The following is a 21,316-nucleotide window of genomic DNA, read 5'->3' on the forward strand; positions in this document are numbered from 1 at the left end:
TGTTATGAATAATAATGAAATGCCACAACAAGAGAAACAACAAAAAGAATTAGAGATGTACTTCTCTCCGGAAGTTGCTCTAAAATTTGCAGAACTTGAGCAAAATGATAAGAATTTTAGGGTTGCTCGTATTGCCGATAGGGTTTTAATGAAAGAAACCAAAGATTTTAATAATCCTGTTTATGCGGCCGAGTTGGGTGGAGGAGCTCACCCTGACAGATATCATGATTTTTTCAGTAAACTGCTCACAGAGCCAAGAGGGCACATAGACTGGGTAGATGTCTCTCCTTATATGCTGGATCTGGCGAAGAGGTACATAGGGGACGATAAGTATAAAGGACGAGAAGAAGTAATAAGTTTTATCAAAAGTGATATTTTAGAATATATACGCGGTTTAGAAGATGGAAAGCTGGATATTGCCATAATGAAATACACTATTGATCATATAGAAAATATAGAAGGCTTGTTTAAATTACTTTCCAGTAAATTAAAGCCAGGCGGTAAATTAGTATCTACTATCGGAAGCACGAGTCCAGAGCTAAAAAGTTATTCTACTAATGCGCGGTTTCTGTACAATGGAGAACCATTTCCGGATGATGAAGTGCGCGTGTTGAAAGATGGAGATAACTTTACGGTTAAATTTTTTAAAGTGTCCGGCGACCCTAACGCCGGTTATCTTGAAGGAGCTGAGACTGTGAAATACTTTCACTCTGCCGATAAGTTTAGAGAGTTGGCTGATACTTTCGGTTTTAATATTTATTTGGGAGATTGGAAAGGGCTTATTGACGAGAAAGATCAAGATGGTGAAAAAATGGATCAGGCTATTCTAATTTTAACAAAGAAATAATAACCACCATGCAAACGATAACACAATTTATGCAGAGTGATCATAAGAGGCTAGACGGGCTTTTTGAAAAGTTCCGTGAGCTTAAGAACGAGAGCCCGCAAGAAGCGAAGCAGAACTTCTGTCCTTTCAGAAGAGAGCTTTTCGTCCATATAGGGTGGGAGGAGGAGATACTTTTCCCGATCTTTGAAGAGAAGACGGGGATGAAGGATAACGGCCCTACTTCTGTGATGAGGGCGGAGCATATTGAGATTAAAGATTTGCTTGACCGGATAAGGGAGGAGATAAAAGCAGGCAATTTCAATACAGGAGAAATGGAGAGCATTTTAGATAGTATCTTAAGAAGCCATAATGACAAGGAAGAGAATTTGCTTTACCCTTGGATTGACCAGTCAATTAAAGAGGAGGAGAGAAAGGCGATTTTTAATAAGATAAAAGAGATCACCCCGCCTAATACTTGCGGTTGTTCGCATTAGAGATTCGGCTCTTTAGTTATACACATAATTATATTTATTTTTGGATTTAAAAAAGTTATTATAGAAATATAATGAAAAAAGCTATAATTCTTTCCACCGTATCTTTCTTGGTATCTTTCGGGGCATTTATTTATATTTTGAAAAGAGTAGCTACTCCGGATTTATTTGTTCATAATCATTTATTGCATGGCGCGGTGATGATTGCTGTATGCCTCGTCTCATTTTTTGCGGCATATCGCGCTTATGTTTCTTATTCATATTCTAAAAACGTTTATGAATTGTTTTTAGCGCTAGCTTTTTATATATTCGGCTTCATTTTCCTCGCTCACGGAGTTTTTGTGCCAGGTTTTTTATTTTTTGATGAGATGCTCTTTGATATATTTGAGCATACCGGATTGTTTCTTGGCTCCATTCTGTTTTTAGGGTTAGGCTTATCTCTATCTAAATGGAGAGAAGATATCTATAATAAAAGATCAAAAATTATTGCAGGTTTTATTGCCGCGACTGTCGCTTATCCTATTTTTATATTAGGGACACCGCCTATAGCTGAATATATAGGTTCCAAACTTGATATAATCACCGGTCTGACGGCAATCTCGTTCTTAATAAGCGCCCTTATATTATTGGTAAGGTACAAGGATGCCATAACTAACCTGATTTTATGCCTTATTGTAAGTTTTTCTATCTTGATAAATATCGGAATCATTCCTTTCTTTTATGAAGAATGGAATATCGTGTGGTGGTATTTTCATATATTAACATTAGTCGCTTTCTTGATTATTTTAACGGGCCTTCTCCGTACTGATAAATATAGGATAACTAATAATGGTTGATAGATTATATTATAATTATTTATAATTTTCATTTATCTCCATCTCTATAAGATTTCTCGGCCTGCCATATTTAAGACTTGAGAATTCTTTTATTTTTTCCGGCAATTGATAATCTCCATTCTTAAATGCAAATGTTTTTAAGTTGAATGGCTTGGCTGGTTGTCCGTTTACAAGCAGTTTTACATACGCATTGTAATTATCAATGTTTATAAGATCGCGTGCAGAGAAAGTCGGCTCAAATTGCGTTTTGAGGAATTCCGCGTCTTCGGCACCCACTCGGAAAGAGGCGATAGAGCCGACATTGCCGAATATCGCTTTCCTGATATTTTCCTCAATCTGTCCTATGAATTGGTTGGCGACGATAAGGTCAAGATGATATTTTCTGGCCTCTGACAATATGGTTGATATTGAATCTGTAGTGACATTTTGGAATTCGTCTATGTATAGGTAGAAGTCCTTACGTTCTCTCTCCGGCATATTTACTCGAGAGAGGGAAGCCATCAAGATTTTGCCGACAATTATAAGCCCTAGAAGATTTGAATTTAGATCGCCAAGCCGTCCTTTGGATAGGTTAATGAGGAGTATTTTTTGGTCGTCCATTATTCTTCTGAAGTTGAAAGAAGAATTTTTCTGGACTAATATCGGCCTCATAACATCGTTTGATATGAATGTGTCAAACTTGCTTGTGATATAAGGAACAATATTTGAAAGAGAGGCTTCACCGCCGGCTTTCTCCGCCACATCGCGCCAAAATGATTTTACCACAGGGTTAAGGCAGGCGGCGATTTTTCTGTCACGGAAATCTTTGTCTGATAAGACTCTGGATATATCAATAAGAGTTGCCGTTGACTTGGGGTCGTCTATTGCAAGCATTGTCGCGTTCCTGAAGTATTGTTCAAACATCGGTCCTCCGGCGACTTTCATATCAAACAGCTTATTGAATATCCCCAATAGTTCGTTTACCACGAAAGTTTTCTGGTCCGGATAGAGAGGGTCATACTCAAGCATGTTGAGACCCATCGGCATCGCAGTATTTGCCGGGTCAAAGTAGATTACATCTTCAATTCTTTCTTTCGGTATTATACTTAAAATATCTTCTATATCTGAGCCATGCGGGTCTATATAACAGACGCCTCTTCCTTCTTTAATATCTTGCGCAATCATATTTTTCATTAGACTTGTCTTTCCGGTGCCAGTTTGTCCTATAATGTATAAATGCCTCCGTCTGTCATCTTCCCCAATATAGACAAGGTTTTTGTCCCCGTGGAAATTGTTCTCACCAACCACAACTCCATCTTCCGGCATATTTTGAGGCGCAGGCGCTTCGTTTAGCCTGGCTTGCTTTAAGTGCGGAGAAGAAGTTATCCCGACTGGGAAATGGAAAATGCTGGTTAACTCAGCCGTATTTAAAGGGATAATCATTTTTTTATTAAAAAGACGAAAAGAGAATTCCAAAAATAAGTTTCTTAAGGCTTTACCTTTTAATCTCTTGAATTTTAGACTATTTCCGTGAGGAGCGCTAAATTGCAGAAACGCGCTTTCTATTTCATTTAAAATTGATTCGGCTTTGCCTTTGTCGCGCGAAGAGGCGATGAGGCGTATATTTGATGATAATATATGGCGTGACGCTTTCTCTTCAAGGAGTTTTTTTATTTCTTCGTCTGCGGTTATCGGGTCTTTATTCTCGTCTTTTTTCTTAGGAGTATTCCCTAAAATTATTTCATCAATAAGGCTGAAGACGGCGTCAAGCCACCCTTCTTTAGACATAGCTTTGCTTAGAGTTTCTCCTTTTCTGACTTTATCAAGAGTTGATTTTACTTTTTTAAGAAGAAAAGTGTTTGGCGCGGGTGAAACTACGAGTTGAAGCGCGGCTCCTTCTCCTTCTTTTTTCAATTTTGAAAAAGTGTTGATGATTGTAGAGAGCGGATCGGCATTAAACTTATCATATGTTTTTATCGGCAGAACATCATAAGTTGAAAGAGAACCGATCGCGCCGGCATTTTCTCCTTCATATCTGAATATATTATAATCATCTTTAACCTCTCTTAATTTCGCGCTTGGAAAAAGCGCGTGAAGGTGTTTTTCAAAAATTTGTATTTTGGCTCTTGGCACGGCGGAGAAGAATGAAACTTCTGTCCCGTTTGCTGGTAGTCCGATCTCTAAAACAAAATACGGGTTATCTTCAAACCATGATCCTTTCATATCTTTTATCGCAATCATGCCTGAATAGAATTCCTCCATTACGGAGATGATGTCTTTGAATGTTTTTGTCTGGTCTTTTTCTGCTTCTTGGTGGGGGAGTGTGATCTCCACCAGAGCCATATTCAGAGACCATATCAGGCGGTGCTTGAAACTTGAACGATGAAGAAAGAATAAAATCAACCAATATATTAATACTAAAAGTATTCCCAATATTAAGGCAATAAGCACAATGTCGTATGGAATGGAAGATGAATTAAATGGTAAATTTTTTATCATTTATGATTAATTGGCATTTTCTGATATTTTTCTGGCAAGCGCTCTTTCAAAATCATCTAATAAATGAGCATTGCCTGTTTTTGATATTAGATTAACGGCATTGATGATGCCTTTTTCTTTAGCAAGATTTAATAATTCAATTATTTGCCGGTCATGCTCTTCGGCCGGCAAATCAAAAATTGATGCATTATGTTTTCCCAGCTCTTCGGTATTTGGAACATACTTATATTCTTCATGAAGCGTCTCTTTAGGCGCTTTTTTTGTGTGTTCTTTTACCGCTTCAATAACAGCCTCTTTGTTTCCTTCGGGAGAGACTGTTTTTAGCTCTTCAATCCGCTTTTTTAATGACTCAATCTCTTCTTCGGGCGATCTAAATTGTTTTGATTGTTCCGGTGTATTTAACATTGATTAAATTATAGCACTTTAAGACAGTAAAATGAAAGGGTTTTTCCACTGATTTTTAAAGAGCCAGTGGACAAGTTTATTTTTTTGTTTTTTAAGTTGCTTTTTTAGCGTTCTCCACTTCCTTTGGCTCGCAATGTTTTGTTATAATGCCAATACAAATTATAAATATTAATTCTCCCCTTATTTTTCTTTTTTAATTTTTAATTAGAGATGAAAAATAAGGGGAAGCACTAAAAAATATGGTTAAAGGAGTTGAGGCCACAAAAAACGTTTCCAAACTTATAAAAAGCATAAAGAAACGCGACGGGAAGATTGTCCCTTTTGATATTAACAGGATTTCAAGTGCCGTGGGCAAAGCGATGAAATCTACCGGTGAGGGAGGAGAGTTTGACGCTCATAGAATAGCTGAAAAGGTAGTTCTTTATCTATATAAAACCAATATTAAGAATAAGTATTTCATCCCTACTGTGGAGGAAGTCCAAGATACTGTGGAAAGGGAGCTTATCTGGGAAGATTTTGCCGATACTGCCAAGGCTTATATTATTTATCGCGACAGGAGGGCGCAAGTGCGCGCGCAAGAATCGCAGGTTCCTGAAAATGTGAAGAAGCTTACGGAAGAAAGCAGTAAATATTTTAAAAATCAATTGGCGGAATTTATTTTCTATAGAACTTATGCCAGATGGGTTGAAAGTGAAGGAAGAAGAGAGACGTGGATTGAAACTGTTGACCGCTATATTGATTTTATGAAAGAGAATTTAAAAGGCAAACTTAGCGATGTTGAATATAAAGAAGTGAGAGAAGCGATATTAAGGCAAGATGCGATGCCATCTATGAGGCTGTTTCAATTTGCCGGCAAGCCGGCGCGTGAGACGAACGTTTGCGCTTACAACTGTTCATTTATCGCTCCTTCAAGATTGCAGGACTTCGGAGAGATTATGTATATTTTAATGTGTGGAACAGGTCTTGGTTTTTCTGTTGAGAGCAGGAATGTTCAAGCATTACCGCAGATAAAAGAACAAAGCGGTAAGAAACTTCCGGTATATGTTATTGCTGATAGTAAAGAAGGCTGGGCTGATGCTATTGTTCATGGGATGAAAACTTGGTTTGATGGGAATGATGTTGAGTTTGATTATTCAAAGTTGCGGCCAGCCGGAGCAAGGCTTAAGACTTTTGGAGGAAGATCATCCGGTCCTGATCCATTAAGACAGGTGCTTGAGTTTACCCGCGAGAAGATATTGAAGAAACAGGGCAGGAGGCTCTTAAATATAGATGTGCATGATATTGTATGCAAAATAGGCGAAGTGGTTGTTTCGGGCGGAGTGAGAAGAAGCGCCTTGATATCACTCTCAGACCTTGATGATGTGGAAATGCGAGACGCAAAGAAAGGACAGTTTTATCTGGCAGAACCACATAGAATGCTTGCGAATAATTCCGCTGTTTATTTAGAAAAGCCAAGCAATGAAGAGTTTATGGATGAATGGGTGGCTCTTATGAAGAGTCGTTCCGGCGAAAGGGGCATATTCAATAGAGGGGGGTTATTAAAAACTATTCCGGAAAGACGTATTAAGGTTTTAGGAGGACATATTAATGACTTGGGGGTTAATCCTTGCGGAGAGATAATTCTTCAACCAAGGCAATTTTGCAACCTTTCTGAAATAGTGGCGCGCGCCATAGATGATGAGAAAAGTCTTTTAAAGAAGATGAAGATCGCGGTTATTTTAGGGACTTATCAGTCTACTCTCACAAATTTTAAATATCTTTCTAAAGAATGGAAAGAAAATTGCGAGAAAGAACGGTTGCTTGGCATTTCTATTACCGGCCAGTGGGATTGCCCGGCTGTCCGTGACGGAAAAGTGTTAGAAAAGCTTAAAAATGAAGCGGTCAGATTAAATAAAATATATGCCAAAAAGTTTGGCGTGAATCAATCCACTTCCATTACTTGCATTAAACCGTCAGGCACACTTTCTCAGCTTGTGGATTCTTCATCAGGAATGCATCCAAGGCACGCAAAGTATTATATAAGGCGTGTAAGGATTTCAGCTACAGATCCTTTATTTAAAATGATGAAAGATCAGAAGTTCCCATATAAGCCGGAAGTCGGCCAGAATATGGACGAAGCTCATACTTTCGTTTTAGAGTTTCCTGTTAAGGCGCCATCAGGGTCTATTTTTAAAGATGATATGAATGCGATAGAGCAATTGGAACACTGGAAGATGGTGAAGAATTATTATACAGAGCATAATCCTTCAGTGACTATCTCTGTGGGGGAGAATGAATGGCTTGGAGTCTCTAACTGGCTTTATGAGAATTGGGATCTTGTAGGTGGTTTATCGTTCCTGCCGAGGGAAGATCATGTCTACTTACTCGCTCCTTATGAAGCTATTAGTAAAGAAAGATATGAAGAGATGGTAAATAAGCTAGGGAAGATTGATTTTTCAAGAATCGTGTTGCATGAGGCGCAGGATAACACTGAAGTAAAAAAAGAGCTTGCATGCGCCGCAGGTACTTGCGAGATATAGGACTTACCCCGTCGCTCCTGCCTACCGGCAGGCAGGCGCGAGCGACGGGGTTGCATATTTGCTAATATAGTGGTATAATTTAATATAGTTTACGTTGGGTAATCGCTCTGTTTTTAAAAAACAGGGAGGAAAGTCCGAACACCCTCCAATCCGCTCCGCCAGCTGGCGGACGGATTGAGAGAAGTAAGCAGAGGGTAATACCCTCCGCTCCAGCAGTGATGTTGGGGTAGGGAAATCCCGATTTTGATTTATCAAAATCGAGGACACTCGACCAGTAAGGTCGGTGGTGCCACAGAGACAATACTAGTCCGCCTCGGCGGACAAAAGGTGAAAAGACTGAAGGTGTTCCGCCGGTTAGCGGATGCTACCTCAGTGTTATAATCGGCAACGATTATAAGTGGTAAACCCTGTTTGGTGCAAGGCCGTGTTGCCAGCGCTTCGCATTGGAAATCCGAAACTCGAATATCGAAATTCGAAACAAATACTAAAATTCAAAATTGTTTCGTGCTTCGGATTTATGATTTCGTGCTTCCAATGCGTAGCGTTGGCAGAGTGCCGCTTGATTCCGCTTGGCAACTGGCGGAACAGATAAATGATTATCGCTGTTTTTACTCTCGGGTAAATTCAGTACAGAATTCGGCTTATAGACGTAAACATGAATAAATGAAAAATCCATCTTAACGGGTGGATTTTTCATTTATTCATCAATAATGAGTCTTTTGTTTGTTGATATTTTGAAATTATTTTTCTTTATAAAGGATTCTATTTCAGGGATTCTATAAATGCGATAATTATTTTTTGAGTCTCTTTTTGCTTCGAATTTTCCGATTTCGTCCCATATTCTTAAAGTCTGTGGAGATACTCCTAAAAGAAGCGAGGCCTCTTTGATTGTAAGATACTTTATCCCCATGCGTCTTTTCATATATTATATCGTATAATACTTTAATCGGTTTTTGAAGTGTTTTTGTTAAAATGGTAAAAAGAATATTGGATTTTGTGTATAAGGGTTTTGACGGCTTACATGAAGCGGCGCTTCTTCTGGCATTATCCGCTTTGGGTTCTCAGATTTTGGCGCTGTTTCGCGACAGGCTTCTTGCCGGTAAGTTTGGCGCAGGGTTAGAGCTTGATATATATTATGCATCTTTTAGGATTCCGGATTTGGTATATGTTTTTGCCGTCTCTTTAATTGTCTCAGTTTCTGTATTGATACCGGTCTTTTTAGGTAAACTTTCTGATGAGAAGAAAACAAAAAATGAAAGAAAAGAGGAAGCTTCTCGGTTTATAAATTCAGTTTTTAGTATTTTTATGATACTAATACTTTCTTTGGCAGTAATTTTATTCTTTTTTGTTCCTTATCTGGTGAAATTTATCGCCCCTGGTTTTGGCGAAAATGAAGCGAAAGAAATTATCGCCCTGACGAGGATCCTTCTTCTTTCTCCTGTTTTTTTGGGGCTTTCGGGAATACTCTCAAGTATTACTCAATCTTTCAATAAATTTTTTATTTATGCTCTTGCGCCGATATTTTATAATTTGGGGATAATATTTGGGATTATTTTCTTGTATCCTGTTTTTGGGTTAAACGGACTCGCCACGGGGGTATTATTTGGCGCTTTTCTCCATTTTGCAATTCAGATTCCTGTCGTATATAAACTTGGTTTCTTGCCGAGGTTTGAGATAGTAAGAAACCTTTCTGACATAAAGAAAGTTTTTCTGCTCTCTCTTCCGCGTGCTTTCGGTCTCTCGGTTACTCAGTTTGTGATTACCATATTCGTGGCTTTGGCTTCTAAGATAAGTATCGGCAGTATTACTGTTTTTACTTTTGCTTTCAATCTTCAGTCTGTATCTCTTGCTGTGATAGGGGCGAGTTATTCAGTAGCCGCTTTTCCGACTTTAGCGCGCTTTTTTACAGAGAACAGAAGAGAAGAATTTTTGAATCACATATTGATAGCCGGAAGACATATCATCTTTTGGTCTGTGCCTTTGGCAGGGCTTTTCATCGTGCTTAGGGCTCAGATTGTCAGGGTAATATTGGGGACAGGCGCTTTTGACTGGGCTGACACGAGGCTTGTGGCAGCGGCTTTAGCTGTATTTATTTTTTCGCTTGTCTCTCAGAGTCTAGTACTTTTATTTGTTCGCGGTTATTATGCTTCAGGCGAAACGAAGAAGCCGATAATTATCAATATTGTTTCCTCAGTTATTATAATTATTTCAGCTTTTCTCTTTATAAGGTTATTTAATTCTTTTCCTTTCATTCGTATTTTCTTTGAAGACCTTTTAAGGATCAATGGCGTTGATGGTTCAACAGTGATAGCTTTGCCGATTGCTTATTCATTCGGAGTGCTTTTAAACGGTATTATATTATGGAGAATTTTTGAAAAAGATTTTGGCAGGTTATCCGGCTTACGCAGGGTGAGTGCCCAATCGGTTGCTTCAACTGTTGTTATTGGCGTAGTAGCTTATGTATCTCTTTCTGTATTTAATAATATTTTTGATATAAATACTTTTATAGGGATATTTTTTCAAGGATTATTGTCAGGGATGATAGGTATTGTGGCTGGAGTCAGCGTGTTGCTTATTCTTAAAAATAGGGAATTGGAAGAAATCATCAAGTCTTTTCGCCATAAATTTTGGCGAACCAAGCCTATTGCTCCACAGCCTGAGGAGTTGTAAAAATATTTAAATAGTAAGATAATGGATAATTATAGATGTTAACTAATAAAAAATATGCTATCAAACATACCTATAAATTTAGATGAAGTTAAAAAAGAGGATATAGATAAAGAGATACTTAGAGTGGCGATAATTGCCGAGCTTGATGCTGTTAGTTTATATGAACAGCTTGCCGCCAATACTCAAAGTGAAGATATTAAGAAAGTCCTGCTTGACGTGGCAAAAGAAGAGAAGACACATGTAGGCGAATTTCAAACATTGCTTTTAGGTATTGATAAAGAGCAAGAAAGAGAGCTTGAAGAAGGCAGGAAAGAGGTTGAAGAAGAATTAAAATAATTAAAGATAATAGCCCTGCTTTATAAATATTAACTGTCAAAATTATGGAGAATCTAATTAATAAAAAAGTAACTGATATGGAGTTTGAAGTGTATCAAAATGAAGACACAAAGAAGGTAAGATTAGCGGATTATAAAGGCAAGTGGGTGGCGCTGGTCTTTTATCCTGCGGATTTTACTTTTGTATGTCCGACAGAGCTTGAAGAGCTCGCCAATAGTTATGATCTTTTTAAGAAAGAAGGCGCGGAGATTATTTCGGTAAGCACTGATACGGTTTTTGTTCACAAGGCGTGGCATGACAATTCACCGGCTATTAAAAAGATTAAATACCCTATGGCGGCTGATCCTACAGGTAATCTCTCTAGGGAGTTTGGTGCATATATAGAAGAGGAGGGGCTTGCTCTAAGAGGAAGTTTCCTTATCAATCCAGAGGGCATAGTGAAGGCTTATGAGATTCATGACAACAGTGTCGGTAGGAGTGCTAGAGAGCTTCTGCGCAAGCTTCAGGCGGCAAAGTTTGTAGCAGAGCACTCTGGAAATGTGTGTCCGGCAAGTTGGGAACCGGGCAAGGATACTCTAAAGCCGGGAATGGACTTGGTGGGGAAGATATAAGCGATAACATAAAAATAATTTTAGAAATTGACTTCTTCCAGAACGGTCTCCGCCAGCTGGCGGAAGGGAAATTCTTCAGAAGTCAAATTTCTAAAATTATTTTTGACTTAATTATGAAATACGAAACAAAAAATTTTGAAGCACTTATCGGAACAGAGGGTTTCAGTGATACTCTTTTGAAAAATCATTTTACTCTTTACGAAGGATATGTGGCCAATTTTAATAAATTGAATGATATTCTTATTGCTATGGAAAAGGAAGATAAATTCGGCTCGCCGGAATTTGCGGAATTAAACAGAAGATTTGGGTGGGAATTTAACGGTATGAGACTTCACGAACTTTACTTTGGTAATATTTCAAAAGTGGGCAAAGAAATAAATAAAAATGCAGATCTCTATAAGAAAATTGAAGAAGAGTGGGGTTCTTATGATATGTGGGAGAAAGATTTTCGTTCAATGGGCGCGATGAGGGGGATCGGCTGGGTAATCTTGTACTATGATAAAGAGAGCGGAAGATTGTTTAATGTCTGGGTAAACGAACATGATGTTGGACACTTGTCTGGCGCTACGCCTCTTCTTGTGATGGATGTATTTGAACATGCTTTTCTCACGGACTATGGTTTAAAGCGGGCAGATTATATCGCGAACTTTATGAAGGTGATAGATTGGAATACTGTTGAATCAAGATTGCGATAAATACTAACCTTAAATGTCAATCCGCCACGGCGGATTGACATTTTTTGTTTTCTGGAAATTGAACTGTTTTTGATGTAGGATATAGTAGATGGAGACTAAAAATATAAGAAATTTCAGCATTATCGCTCACATTGACCATGGCAAATCAACTCTTGCCGATCGTTTGATAGACAAAACTAACGCTGTTGAAAAAAGGAAAATGAGAGAGCAGGTGCTTGATGTGATGGAGCTTGAGCGCGAGCGCGGTATCACTATAAAAATGCAACCCGTGAGGATGAGCTATAAGTTGCAGGATACAAACTATCAGCTAAATTTGATAGACACTCCCGGGCATATAGATTTCTCTTATGAGGTATCAAGGGCTCTAAAGGCTGTTGAGGGAACGATACTTCTTGTCGATGCTACTCAAGGAGTGCAAGCTCAGACTTTTTCCACTCTTGAGATGGCAGAGAAAAGCGGACTCGTCATTATCCCTGTTTTAAATAAGATAGATATGCCAGCCGCAAGAGTTGATGTTGTGTTGAAAGAAGTGATGGATCTTTTGGGTTGCGATGAAAAGGACGTGCTTAAAGTTTCGGCAAAGACAGGCGAAGGAGTAGATGAACTTATCGCAGAGATAATCAAACGTATTCCTGCTCCTGTTCACGGTTCTGAATCAGGGTCGCGAGCGCTTGTTTTTGACTTTGAATATTCCAATCATCAGGGCGTTATTGTGTATGCCAGAGTAACTGACGGCTCATTTAAGAAGGGCGATGAGCTCGTTTTGATTGCCGGTAAAGAAAAATTTATTGCCGGAGAGGTTGGCATCTTTACTCCAGAGAGGAAAGAAATTTCCATTTTAAACGAGGGCGAGACTGGTTATATCGTTACAAATATAAAAAAGCCGAATGTTGCCGTAGTCGGCGATACGGTTACTTCTTTTAAGAAGCCTCTTCCTCCTCTTTCCGGATATTTCAAGCCGAGCCCCGTTGTCTGGGCAAGTATTTATCCTGAAGGGCAAGATGATTTTGACGATTTAAAACAGGCTCTTATGAAGCTAAGCCTTTCTGATTCATCGCTTGAGTTTGAGGAAGAGACTCAGGGGGCGCTTGGGAGAGGATTTCGCTGCGGTTTTTTGGGAATGCTTCACTTGGAGATAGTGCTTGAGCGCCTAAAGAGAGAATTTTCTTTGGATCTTATAACCGCTTCGCCTACTATTTCTTATGAAGTGGAATTTGTTTCCGGCAAGAAAGAGATTATTCGTTCACCTATTTTTTTTCCGGAAACGCATTTAATTAAAAAAGTTTTTGAGCCGTGGGTTAATTTTGAGATTATTACCACCTCGGAAAAAGTGGGAGATATTATGAAGCTTTGTTACGAGCATGAGGCTCTGGTTGCAGACACAAATCAGTTTGGAAAAGAAAGGATTTCAATGAATGGAGAGATGCCTCTTCGCGAACTTATGAGAGGTTTTTTTGATAAGCTTAAGAGCGTATCTTCGGGGTATGCGTCTATCTCTTATAAAATAGGCGATATGAGGGAGGCTGATGTGGTGAAACTTGAGATACTTGTGGCCGATGAGCCGATTGTCGCCTTTACTAAAATAATATCAAGAAGGAGAGTAAACATAGAGGCAGAAGAAGCTGTTGAGAAACTGCATAAAATCTTGCCTAGGCAACTTTTTGTCATTAAAATCCAGGCCAAAGCGCTTGGCAGGATAATCTCTTCTCGGGCAATATCCGCGATGAAGAAAGATGTTACCGGATATCTTTACGGAGGAGATATCTCCAGGAAAAAGAAGTTATGGGAAAAACAGAAAAAAGGCAAGAAAAAAAAAGAGGCTTTTTCTAAGGTAAACATTCCTCAAGAAGTTTTCTTAAAGATGATGAAAAGTTAGAAGAGTGGCGCTATTGTAAATAGGACCATACCTATTACAGCAAGGAGTGATATGCTTATCCAGATAAGTTGACTCCTCTTTTTTTGTTTATTGGTTTTCATTGTCTGCTATAATATAACAATAATGAGAGAATTTCAACAAAGGAGAATATTGCGGCGCTTGATGTATTCTAATGTTTCCATCTTTTTTTTATTGGTGATTTTTATATTTTTTATTTTTTCTATCGCAGATGTTTATAATAAGAGCAGGGAGGCGATTAAGAAGAATGAAGAAGTCAGTAGTGAGTTAAATGATATAAAGTCAAAGAAGGATTATTTTGAAGCGGAGATAGATCGTCTTAATACTAATGCCGGTATTGAAGATGAGCTTCGTGATAAATTTCAGATAGCCAAACCGGGCGAGAGGGTGATCATTATCGTTGATGACAAGAAAGATGACAGTGAAGACGCCACTCCGAGAAAAAGCTTAAATTGGTTTTGGAATATTTTTGGCCGATAAATGAAGCCCTGTCTCATATTTCAACGCCTGCCTGCCGGCAGGCAGGGCTAGAACATGACTTAACCTCAAGGGTGGTTGACATAATGCCTATATAAAGTATCATAAACAGTAGCGCCTGAGAGGGCGTTTTAAATTAGAATTTATGAAATTAACGGATTATTTAAGAGATACTAAAGGAGAATTAAAGCATGTTAAATGGCCTTCCAAGAAGGATACTGTTCGGTTTACCATTGTTGTGATAGCGATATCAATTTTTGTCGCGCTTTATCTGGGTTTCTTTGATTTTATCTTCGGTTATATCATAGATAAATTGATTATTTAATCATCAAAATTCGTCTAGATGGATTATTTATTTTAAAAAAGATATGGCAAAACAGGAATTACAAACAGGAAGAAATTGGTATGCTATTCATACTTACGCCGGGTATGAGGATGCTGTTGTGCGCAATTTAAAGCAGAGGATTGAATCTCTCGGTATGGAAGATAAGATTTTTGACGTTGTTGTTCCTACGGAAAAAAAGATAAAGATAAAAGGAGGAAAAAGAAAGGTTATAGAAGAGAAAGTTTACCCGGGTTATGTGCTGGTTGAGATGATAGTGACAGATAACTCATGGTATGTTGTCAGGAATACCCCTCGAGTTACAGGTTTCGTAGGCGCAGGCACTACCCCGACTCCGCTTGATGCCAGTGAAATAGAGTCTTTGTTTAAGAAGATGGATGGCGGAAACGCAAAACACAAGATAGATGTTGTAATAGGCGAGACGGTTCAGATTAACGACGGACCGTTTAAAGATTTTGAGGGCAAGGTGTCAGAAGTGGATGACTCCCGTGGCAAGGTAAAAGTCCTGGTTTCTATCTTTGGGAGGGAAACACCGGTAGAGTTGGACTTCTTGCAAATTAGGAAACTTTAATATAAACTAGCCACTAGTAGATAGCCATTAGCCACTAAAATTACCAAAATTAGTGATACTCTATTGGCTAAACCCTATTGGCTAACGACTAAATTAAATGGCAAAAGCAATTAAATCAATCATAAAACTTCAAATTCCGGCTGGGAAGGCTAATCCTGCTCCTCCTGTTGGGCCTGCTTTAGGTCAGCATGGCGTGAATATTGGAGATTTCGTAAAGAAATTCAATGATGCGAGCCAAGATAAGATGGGCGACATAATACCTGTTGAGATATATGTATACGATGATCGAAGTTTTGACTTTAAGATGAAGACCCCTCCGGCTTCAGACTTATTGAGGAAGGCGGCTGGCGTGGAGAAAGGTTCCGGTAAAAATATAACAAGTAAAGTTGGAAAGGTGACTAAAGCTCAAGTTCGCGAGATTGCTGAGAGGAAGATGGAGGATCTAAATGCCAATGATGTGGAGGCGGCGATGAAGATCATAGAAGGGAGCGCTCGCTCCATGGGCATAGAAGTGCAATAGGCACTTCTATGGACCTTGCCAGATATTTCTTGAAAGCATGAAAAGAAATATCGACAAGGTGTACTGTTCCTGTAAGGAATAGAAGCAACAGCTTAAATAAAATAAAACGCCTCGCTTTGTCGGGGCGTTTTATTTTGCTATAATGATCCTTATGGATAAATATGAGATTGAAGTGAAGAGTCTATTGGGGAACGAGTCTATGGCGCAAGCCTTTAGAGAGAAGATGGTGGAGATTGACCCGAGTGTGGAAACTATCTCTCGGCATAGTCAGATAAACCATTATTTTATAGATGGTGATATTAATTTTCTCCATGAGAAGATGCTGGCACATGTTCCACAAGAGAAGCATGAGAACTTAAGAAATATTATTGTTGATGGAAAAAATCATTCTATAAGAGTGCGGTTGGCCGATGAAGATTTGATATTCGTCATCAAGTCTTCTATAGATGACACTACAAGCGATAACGGTATCTCACGGCTTGAGTTTGAACATAAGATGCCACACTTGAGCATTGATGAGTTAGATCAAATATTATTTGATGCTGGTTTTTCTTATCAGGCCAAGTGGTCTAGGGAAAGGGAAGAGTATAAGTTAGGTGATATAAATATTTGTTTGGATAAAAATGCAGGTTACGGTTATTTAGTTGAATTTGAATCAGTGGTGAGTGATGCTAGTGAAGCGGAAGAAGTGAAAGATAGGATATATAGATTGATGGAAAAGATGGAGGCCGAAGAGCTTGATCAAGACAGGCTCGCGCGGATGTTTGAACACTATAATAATAATTGGAAGGATTACTATGGCACGGATAAGGTTTTTTCAATAGAGTAGATTTGATACATAGTCAATATAGATTAAAGTTTCTTATTTGTAATAATAATTAAAATGGTTTTATCTTTTCAGGATATAAAAAGAATGATCTCAGGGCAAAATCCTATTATTTTGTCTGATATCCCCTTTGCCGAAAATCAGATTCAACCCTCTACTATTGATTGTAGGCTTGGTAATAGGGTTTATCGTATGAGCACTGCAATGATACCAAGAAGAGAGGAGTCAATCGCTCAACTTATAGATAAATATAAGTTATATGAGTTTGAGCTTAGGGAGGGGTCTGTTTTAGAAAAAGGAGCTTCTTATATAATTCCCCTTCTCGAGAAGCTTAATTTGCCAGACGAATTGAACGCTATTTTTAGTCCTAAGAGCTCGACCGGTAGAGTTGATGTCTTTTGCCGTGTTTTAGTTGACGGGAATCCTCATTACGACATAACTGAATCTGGGTATAGTGGTAATCTATACTTGGAAGTTTCTCCTCAATCTTTTTCGGTCGGTATTACGCCGGGCCTTGCTTTGGTTCAGATGAGGATTAGGCAAGAAAATGTTTTTCTTAGTGATGATGACTTAAAAAGTCTTCAAAAGAGTGATGGTATAATTTACAACGATGTCGGCAAGGATGACAATCCGGTAATAAAAAATAATAGCACTTATCTTCATGTAGATTTGCTGAGTGATGTCGTTGGGTTTGAGGCAAAGGATAATTCCGGTAAGTATATTAATTTATTCAAAAAAGATTTTTATGAGGCTGATGATTTTTGGATACCGATAAAGCGCCCCAAGAATGGAGAGTTGATATTAACCCCCGGTAGATTCTATCTGCTTGCCAGCAAAGAAAGAATAAGAATTCCTTCTTCTGTCTGCGCCGAGGTTGAAGCTTATGATTTAAATTTTGGCGAATTCCGTACTCATTATGCCGGTTTTTTTGACAATGGCTTCGGAGGTGACGATGGAACCAGGGCCGTGCTTGAGGTCAGGGTGCATGATGTCCCTTTCAGAATTTGCGATAATCAGCCTATTTGCAGAATGACCTTTGAAAAGACTAAAGAGGTTCCAGAAATGCTTTATGGAAAAGATCTTAATTCTAACTATGTAAGCAATAAGCCGTCTCTAAGCAAGCATTTTAAAAATAGACTCTGGTATTAATCATAAAAATATGAATAAGGATTTATCTTGGCCAATTAGATATCAGGAAATGTTGCTGCTGGGTAATCCTAAGTCAAATATCGGAGTTGTTTGTAATTGGACACTGAAGAGCAAAATAGATGATAATTTAAAAAATAAGGATTATCTGGTAATGGGCCAGCTCTATAGTAGCGATATAGGAATATCGTCCATCATAAGAAATGTGATGGCTCATCAACATATTGATACGATTATATTATGTGGAAATGAGGGAATGATAGAAGAGACTAGGGGAGGGCGTGCATTCCTAAACCTTATTAAGAATGGAATTGATGAAAATCATAAGATCATAGGTTCAAATTATTCAAAAATAGAAAAAGAGATTCCGGTTGAAAATATTAATGAATTCAGGAAAAGAATTAAAATTATAGATCTTCTCGGCGTTAATGATGTTTCAAAAATAGAAGAAGCCATTAACGAAAATTTGAAAAAGAAAAATAAGACTTTTGAAGTTAAATTATTCCCGGAACCAGAAAAAACAAAAGATGTTGAGTTGCCGTCGGAAGGGGCGGTATTTGTTGTAAGGCGTAATAAGGTAGCACACTGTTGGTTAGACATTTTAAAGAACATAACACATTTCGGGAATATTAAAGGGACTCAATATGGTGACAGGCAAAAAGAAGTGATAAATCTTGTCGCGGTTATCGAGGATGAAGATGTTGATAACCCATTTTTGCCGGATTATGTTAAATTAACAAAAAAACAGATTGAAGATTACTCACCAACTATTACAACGGCTATGGAAGTTGAAGGGTCAAAGTATACATATGGTCAAAGATTAAGAGATCATGATGGAGTTGATCAGATTCAGAATATAATTAATGAGATAAGTGAAGCACCCTTTTCAAGAAGGGCTGTCGCTTCAACAATCAACGTGAAGATGGATAGTGGTAGTGGTAATCCACCGTGCTTGGATATTGTTCAAGTGTTAGTCCAAGAAAATAAATTATATTTAACAAGTTATATTCGTTCAAATGATATGTATATGGCCTGGCCTGAAAATGCTTTTGGGCTACTCTCTCTTCAGAAGCTTATAATTGAAGAGGTGAATAAAAAGATAAAAGGAGAACAACTTGTGAAAGGTTCAATTACAACTATTTCTTGTTCTGCTCATGTATACGAAAGAGAGTGGGAGGATGTTAAAAAGATGTTATCTAGTAACGAGAGGTTGGAGTGCGCTTGGGATCCAAGGGGTTATTTTATCATAAGCATAGAAGACGGATTAATTAAAGTTTATAATTCTAATGACCCGGTTAATTTAAGGTGGGAAGGAAAAACAGCTTCTGAAATAATGGATAAGATTATTTTTTATATTTCGATAATGCCGCATGCCGCTGATTTGGGTATGGAATTAATGAAAGCGGAAATTGCATTAAAATATGGTCATAGGTACATACAAGATAATCCATTGATTTTGTAATTTTTATTGCAAATATCCTGATTATGAGGTAAAAGTATCACTAGATAGATATTTAAAAATTAACCTAACAAAGGGAGATAAATATGAAAAAAGGCAAATTCATAGTGATAGAGGGTGGAGAAGGGGCCGGTAAGGGTATGGTCATGGCGTTTTTGAGGGAGAAGTTGGCTCTACGTGATGATGTCGTCTTTACGAGGGAACCCGGGGGAACTCCTGTTGCTGAGAAGATCAGAGAAGTCCTTATGGATAAAGAGAATAAGAACACATCTGTTTTAGCTGAACTTTTCCTCTTCTGCTCAGCTCGGGCGCAACATGTGGACGAGCTTGTAAGACCTTCGCTTGAGGCCGGCAAGATAGTAATAAGCGACAGATTTGATATGTCGACTTTGGCGTATCAGATCTATGGCAGACAGAGGCCAACTTTTCAGAAGATTTTTATTCTGTTGAATGATATTGCCAAGACGGGTCTTAGACCAGATTCGGTCATCTACCTTGATGTTGATCCGGTCGTCGGTCTTGAAAGGAAGCACAAGAGCGACGAAGGTCACTGTACGCGCTTTGATGTGGAGAATCTTAGTTTTCATGAAAGGGTGCGTGCCGGGTATACTGCGCAGTATAAGGAGGCGATTAAAGATAGGAGCAACCCCGCCTGGTTCTTAGTTGCCACAACAAAGATGGCGGAAAAAGAGGTTAAGAAAACCGTGTGGGGGATAGTTGAAAAAACTGTAAACACTTAACTTGCGAAATAAAAGGAGGTAAAGGAGATGAATATAAAGCTCGTTTCAAAAAGTGTAATAGATCCTCAAGTCCTTGCTTCTTATGCGGCAAAAGGATGCTATGAAGCGGAAGAGCCGGAGTTGGGTAAGAAGATAGATCTTCAAAAACGCATATTCAACGTTGGGCACCACACAGTTCTTCAGCACAATCACTATACTTTTCACATAGAAGGGATAGCGGTAAGCGACATAACCTTTGGCCTGCACCTTGCGAGCCCCTTTTACAACTCAAGCCAGAGGTCAGGCAGATTTTGTTCTGCTATGTTTTCCTCTCCCGACTACGGAAAGATAGAACAGTACATAAGAACATATTGGCCCGAGGTTGGAAATGGAGAGGTTGCTCTTGCTTTAAATCTTGTAAAAGGCGGGATTGAAATCTTTCAGTCAAACATAGACAAGGCGACAAAAATCGCCAAGCATCTAATTAAAGGAGAACGGCCTTTTGCTTCCGAAAGCTACATAGAGGCGAATGCCGGAAAGTTTGCTCAAGAGCAGATGAGGATGTTTGTCCCAACAATATTCCCAACAGGGATAACCGTAACCTTTAACTTGTCCGCCCTTGTTTCAATGTATAGGGTGGCATGGTCTCCTGTGTTAAAGCATGTAACTTCGGAGATGATGCGTCTTGCTCTTTGCGACACACCAGAGCTTAACTTTATGCTTGAAAAAGAAGAACAGGAAGAGTGGCCCCTAGAGCTTTTTGCTCGGTATCATAAAGCCACAATACCTGTGTTGTCCAAGCCGAAAGGAAAGCTTGTAAGGATAGAGAATGCAAATTCTTTTACCGAGCCGAAAGGTGGGGACTCACACCCTGTTGACCTTCTTCCTTTCTCCCCCCGGTATATGAGTAATACCAATGGGGTAATAGAAACGGAAGTAGAGATTTCTGTTGCCACAATGGGACAGGACCAGCGCCACAGAACTGTTAAAAGAGGCCAACCAAGGTTCACTGAAAGATTTTATCTTCCTCCAATCCCAAGACTTTGTGGACTTGAGGGAGTTGCGGAAAGTTTTGCTTTCGCATGGTCTTCACTTCTTAGCCTTCTTCCTGGAAGCTTGGTTACGGCGCTCGCTCCTTACGGGGCTATGGTTTCTTATCCAAAAAGAGCTGATTTCAATGCCGCCTCTCATGAGTATACCAAACGGCTTTGCTGGTGTACTCAGGAGGAGATATACCATTCTGTTCTTTCTGTAAGAAACGAAGTTTCTAAAAAAGAAGGAGAGAACAGCCCTCTACTTAAGATGTTTTCTCCTTCTTGCGTCAAGACGGGAAAATGCGGAGAAGGAAGCAGGTATTGCGGAAGAGACATGAAAGAAAACTGCTTCATAGAGAGAAAAGTATAGCACAATTCAATACCTCAACCCCAGGAAACCATCAAATGGTTTCCTGGGGTTTTCTTTTTATAAAATTTGAATTTTGGCGTTTAAAATAGT

The 21,316-nt window shown here is 38.8% G+C and carries 21 protein-coding genes and 1 other RNA gene; 19 read left to right on the plus strand and 3 right to left on the minus strand.

Annotated features, from left to right (window positions below):
- The 3 genes from NUV40_00950 to NUV40_00960 form a co-directional block, all read left to right on the plus strand.
- Positions 1-847, plus strand: an 847-nt coding sequence (locus NUV40_00950) for a class I SAM-dependent methyltransferase (protein ID MCR4342453.1), incomplete at its 5' end; no start/stop codon positions are given.
- 8 nt (positions 848-855) lie between these two features.
- Positions 856-1,320 carry a hemerythrin domain-containing protein gene (locus NUV40_00955; GenBank protein ID MCR4342454.1) on the plus strand — a complete coding sequence of 155 codons (465 nt, stop codon included), beginning with the start codon at positions 856-858 and terminating at the stop codon, positions 1,318-1,320.
- 71 nt (positions 1,321-1,391) lie between these two features.
- Positions 1,392-2,153: a hypothetical protein gene (locus NUV40_00960; GenBank protein MCR4342455.1), complete on the plus strand. Its 762-nt coding sequence runs from the start codon at positions 1,392-1,394 to the stop codon at positions 2,151-2,153.
- 15 nt (positions 2,154-2,168) lie between these two features.
- Here NUV40_00960 and NUV40_00965 read toward each other — a convergent pair whose 3' ends face one another.
- Both NUV40_00965 and NUV40_00970 read right to left on the minus strand, forming a co-directional pair.
- A complete protein-coding gene (locus tag NUV40_00965) occupies positions 2,169-4,631 on the minus strand; it encodes a TraM recognition domain-containing protein (protein MCR4342456.1) in 2,463 nt (820 codons plus the stop codon).
- A gap of 6 nt (positions 4,632-4,637) precedes the next feature.
- Positions 4,638-5,036, minus strand: a complete 399-nt coding sequence (locus NUV40_00970; protein MCR4342457.1) for a hypothetical protein — start codon at positions 5,034-5,036, stop codon at positions 4,638-4,640.
- A gap of 239 nt (positions 5,037-5,275) precedes the next feature.
- Here NUV40_00970 and NUV40_00975 point away from each other — a divergent pair, with 239 nt between their 5' ends.
- Complete coding sequence (locus NUV40_00975; GenBank protein ID MCR4342458.1) at positions 5,276-7,555, plus strand: ATP cone domain-containing protein; 2,280 nt, start codon at positions 5,276-5,278, stop codon at positions 7,553-7,555.
- An 86-nt stretch (positions 7,556-7,641) separates the two neighbouring features.
- Positions 7,642-8,215, plus strand: an RNA gene (rnpB, locus tag NUV40_00980) — RNase P RNA component class A.
- A gap of 37 nt (positions 8,216-8,252) precedes the next feature.
- On the opposite strand, the gene NUV40_00985 is transcribed toward rnpB, so the two are convergent.
- On the minus strand, positions 8,253-8,477 hold the full coding sequence (locus NUV40_00985) for a MerR family DNA-binding transcriptional regulator (protein MCR4342459.1): 225 nt from the start codon (positions 8,475-8,477) through the stop codon (positions 8,253-8,255).
- A 50-nt stretch (positions 8,478-8,527) separates the two neighbouring features.
- On the opposite strand from NUV40_00985, the gene NUV40_00990 reads away from it, so the two are divergent.
- The 14 genes from NUV40_00990 to NUV40_01055 all read left to right on the plus strand — a co-directional run bounded on the left by NUV40_00990 (position 8,528) and on the right by NUV40_01055 (position 21,226).
- Positions 8,528-10,225 carry a hypothetical protein gene (locus NUV40_00990; protein MCR4342460.1) on the plus strand — a complete coding sequence of 566 codons (1,698 nt, stop codon included), beginning with the start codon at positions 8,528-8,530 and terminating at the stop codon, positions 10,223-10,225.
- A 54-nt stretch (positions 10,226-10,279) separates the two neighbouring features.
- Positions 10,280-10,561 (plus strand): rubrerythrin, encoded by a 282-nt coding sequence (locus tag NUV40_00995; protein ID MCR4342461.1) that lies wholly within the window; start codon positions 10,280-10,282, stop codon positions 10,559-10,561.
- A gap of 44 nt (positions 10,562-10,605) precedes the next feature.
- Positions 10,606-11,172, plus strand: a complete 567-nt coding sequence (locus NUV40_01000) for a redoxin domain-containing protein (GenBank protein MCR4342462.1) — start codon at positions 10,606-10,608, stop codon at positions 11,170-11,172.
- A gap of 113 nt (positions 11,173-11,285) precedes the next feature.
- A complete protein-coding gene (locus NUV40_01005; GenBank protein ID MCR4342463.1) occupies positions 11,286-11,867 on the plus strand; it encodes a Fe-Mn family superoxide dismutase in 582 nt (193 codons plus the stop codon).
- 88 nt (positions 11,868-11,955) lie between these two features.
- Positions 11,956-13,743 carry a translation elongation factor 4 gene (lepA, locus tag NUV40_01010; GenBank protein ID MCR4342464.1) on the plus strand — a complete coding sequence of 596 codons (1,788 nt, stop codon included), beginning with the start codon at positions 11,956-11,958 and terminating at the stop codon, positions 13,741-13,743.
- A 123-nt stretch (positions 13,744-13,866) separates the two neighbouring features.
- Positions 13,867-14,241: a septum formation initiator family protein gene (locus tag NUV40_01015; GenBank protein MCR4342465.1), complete on the plus strand. Its 375-nt coding sequence runs from the start codon at positions 13,867-13,869 to the stop codon at positions 14,239-14,241.
- Positions 14,242-14,383: 142 nt separating this feature from the next.
- Complete coding sequence (secE, locus tag NUV40_01020; protein ID MCR4342466.1) at positions 14,384-14,563, plus strand: preprotein translocase subunit SecE; 180 nt, start codon at positions 14,384-14,386, stop codon at positions 14,561-14,563.
- A 43-nt stretch (positions 14,564-14,606) separates the two neighbouring features.
- Positions 14,607-15,152, plus strand: coding sequence for a transcription termination/antitermination protein NusG (nusG, locus tag NUV40_01025; GenBank protein MCR4342467.1), 546 nt, complete (start codon positions 14,607-14,609; stop codon positions 15,150-15,152).
- 97 nt (positions 15,153-15,249) lie between these two features.
- Positions 15,250-15,672 carry a 50S ribosomal protein L11 gene (gene rplK / locus NUV40_01030; protein MCR4342468.1) on the plus strand — a complete coding sequence of 141 codons (423 nt, stop codon included), beginning with the start codon at positions 15,250-15,252 and terminating at the stop codon, positions 15,670-15,672.
- Between the two features lie 151 nt (positions 15,673-15,823).
- Positions 15,824-16,501, plus strand: coding sequence for a CYTH domain-containing protein (locus tag NUV40_01035; protein MCR4342469.1), 678 nt, complete (start codon positions 15,824-15,826; stop codon positions 16,499-16,501).
- A gap of 54 nt (positions 16,502-16,555) precedes the next feature.
- A complete protein-coding gene (locus tag NUV40_01040) occupies positions 16,556-17,647 on the plus strand; it encodes a 2'-deoxycytidine 5'-triphosphate deaminase (protein MCR4342470.1) in 1,092 nt (363 codons plus the stop codon).
- A 10-nt stretch (positions 17,648-17,657) separates the two neighbouring features.
- Positions 17,658-19,106 (plus strand): thymidylate synthase, encoded by a 1,449-nt coding sequence (locus tag NUV40_01045; GenBank protein MCR4342471.1) that lies wholly within the window; start codon positions 17,658-17,660, stop codon positions 19,104-19,106.
- 83 nt (positions 19,107-19,189) lie between these two features.
- Positions 19,190-19,843: a dTMP kinase gene (gene tmk, locus NUV40_01050; protein ID MCR4342472.1), complete on the plus strand. Its 654-nt coding sequence runs from the start codon at positions 19,190-19,192 to the stop codon at positions 19,841-19,843.
- Between the two features lie 27 nt (positions 19,844-19,870).
- Complete coding sequence (locus tag NUV40_01055; GenBank protein ID MCR4342473.1) at positions 19,871-21,226, plus strand: FAD-dependent thymidylate synthase; 1,356 nt, start codon at positions 19,871-19,873, stop codon at positions 21,224-21,226.
- The last annotated feature ends 90 nt before the right edge of the window (positions 21,227-21,316 follow it).

The sequence above is a fragment of the Patescibacteria group bacterium genome, assembly GCA_024654625.1.
In the GTDB taxonomy this organism is placed as follows: Bacteria; Patescibacteriota; Minisyncoccia.

What these genes read in the sequence shown, in the direction of transcription:
- NUV40_01055 (MCR4342473.1), top strand. Translation starts at nt 19,871, where the DNA reads ATGAATATAAAGCTCGTTTCAAAAAGTGTAATAGATCCTCAAGTCCTT.
- NUV40_00960 (MCR4342455.1), top strand. Translation starts at nt 1,392, where the DNA reads ATGAAAAAAGCTATAATTCTTTCCACCGTATCTTTCTTGGTATCTTTC.
- tmk (MCR4342472.1), top strand. Translation starts at nt 19,190, where the DNA reads ATGAAAAAAGGCAAATTCATAGTGATAGAGGGTGGAGAAGGGGCCGGT.
- NUV40_01035 (MCR4342469.1), top strand. Translation starts at nt 15,824, where the DNA reads ATGGATAAATATGAGATTGAAGTGAAGAGTCTATTGGGGAACGAGTCT.
- secE (MCR4342466.1), top strand. Translation starts at nt 14,384, where the DNA reads ATGAAATTAACGGATTATTTAAGAGATACTAAAGGAGAATTAAAGCAT.
- NUV40_00975 (MCR4342458.1), top strand. Translation starts at nt 5,276, where the DNA reads ATGGTTAAAGGAGTTGAGGCCACAAAAAACGTTTCCAAACTTATAAAA.
- lepA (MCR4342464.1), top strand. Translation starts at nt 11,956, where the DNA reads ATGGAGACTAAAAATATAAGAAATTTCAGCATTATCGCTCACATTGAC.
- NUV40_00995 (MCR4342461.1), top strand. Translation starts at nt 10,280, where the DNA reads ATGCTATCAAACATACCTATAAATTTAGATGAAGTTAAAAAAGAGGAT.
- nusG (MCR4342467.1), top strand. Translation starts at nt 14,607, where the DNA reads ATGGCAAAACAGGAATTACAAACAGGAAGAAATTGGTATGCTATTCAT.
- NUV40_00990 (MCR4342460.1), top strand. Translation starts at nt 8,528, where the DNA reads ATGGTAAAAAGAATATTGGATTTTGTGTATAAGGGTTTTGACGGCTTA.
- NUV40_00955 (MCR4342454.1), top strand. Translation starts at nt 856, where the DNA reads ATGCAAACGATAACACAATTTATGCAGAGTGATCATAAGAGGCTAGAC.
- NUV40_00985 (MCR4342459.1), bottom strand. Translation starts at nt 8,477, where the DNA reads ATGAAAAGACGCATGGGGATAAAGTATCTTACAATCAAAGAGGCCTCG.
- NUV40_01040 (MCR4342470.1), top strand. Translation starts at nt 16,556, where the DNA reads ATGGTTTTATCTTTTCAGGATATAAAAAGAATGATCTCAGGGCAAAAT.
- rplK (MCR4342468.1), top strand. Translation starts at nt 15,250, where the DNA reads ATGGCAAAAGCAATTAAATCAATCATAAAACTTCAAATTCCGGCTGGG.
- NUV40_01000 (MCR4342462.1), top strand. Translation starts at nt 10,606, where the DNA reads ATGGAGAATCTAATTAATAAAAAAGTAACTGATATGGAGTTTGAAGTG.
- NUV40_01005 (MCR4342463.1), top strand. Translation starts at nt 11,286, where the DNA reads ATGAAATACGAAACAAAAAATTTTGAAGCACTTATCGGAACAGAGGGT.
- NUV40_00965 (MCR4342456.1), bottom strand. Translation starts at nt 4,631, where the DNA reads ATGATAAAAAATTTACCATTTAATTCATCTTCCATTCCATACGACATT.
- NUV40_01045 (MCR4342471.1), top strand. Translation starts at nt 17,658, where the DNA reads ATGAATAAGGATTTATCTTGGCCAATTAGATATCAGGAAATGTTGCTG.
- NUV40_01015 (MCR4342465.1), top strand. Translation starts at nt 13,867, where the DNA reads ATGAGAGAATTTCAACAAAGGAGAATATTGCGGCGCTTGATGTATTCT.
- NUV40_00970 (MCR4342457.1), bottom strand. Translation starts at nt 5,036, where the DNA reads ATGTTAAATACACCGGAACAATCAAAACAATTTAGATCGCCCGAAGAA.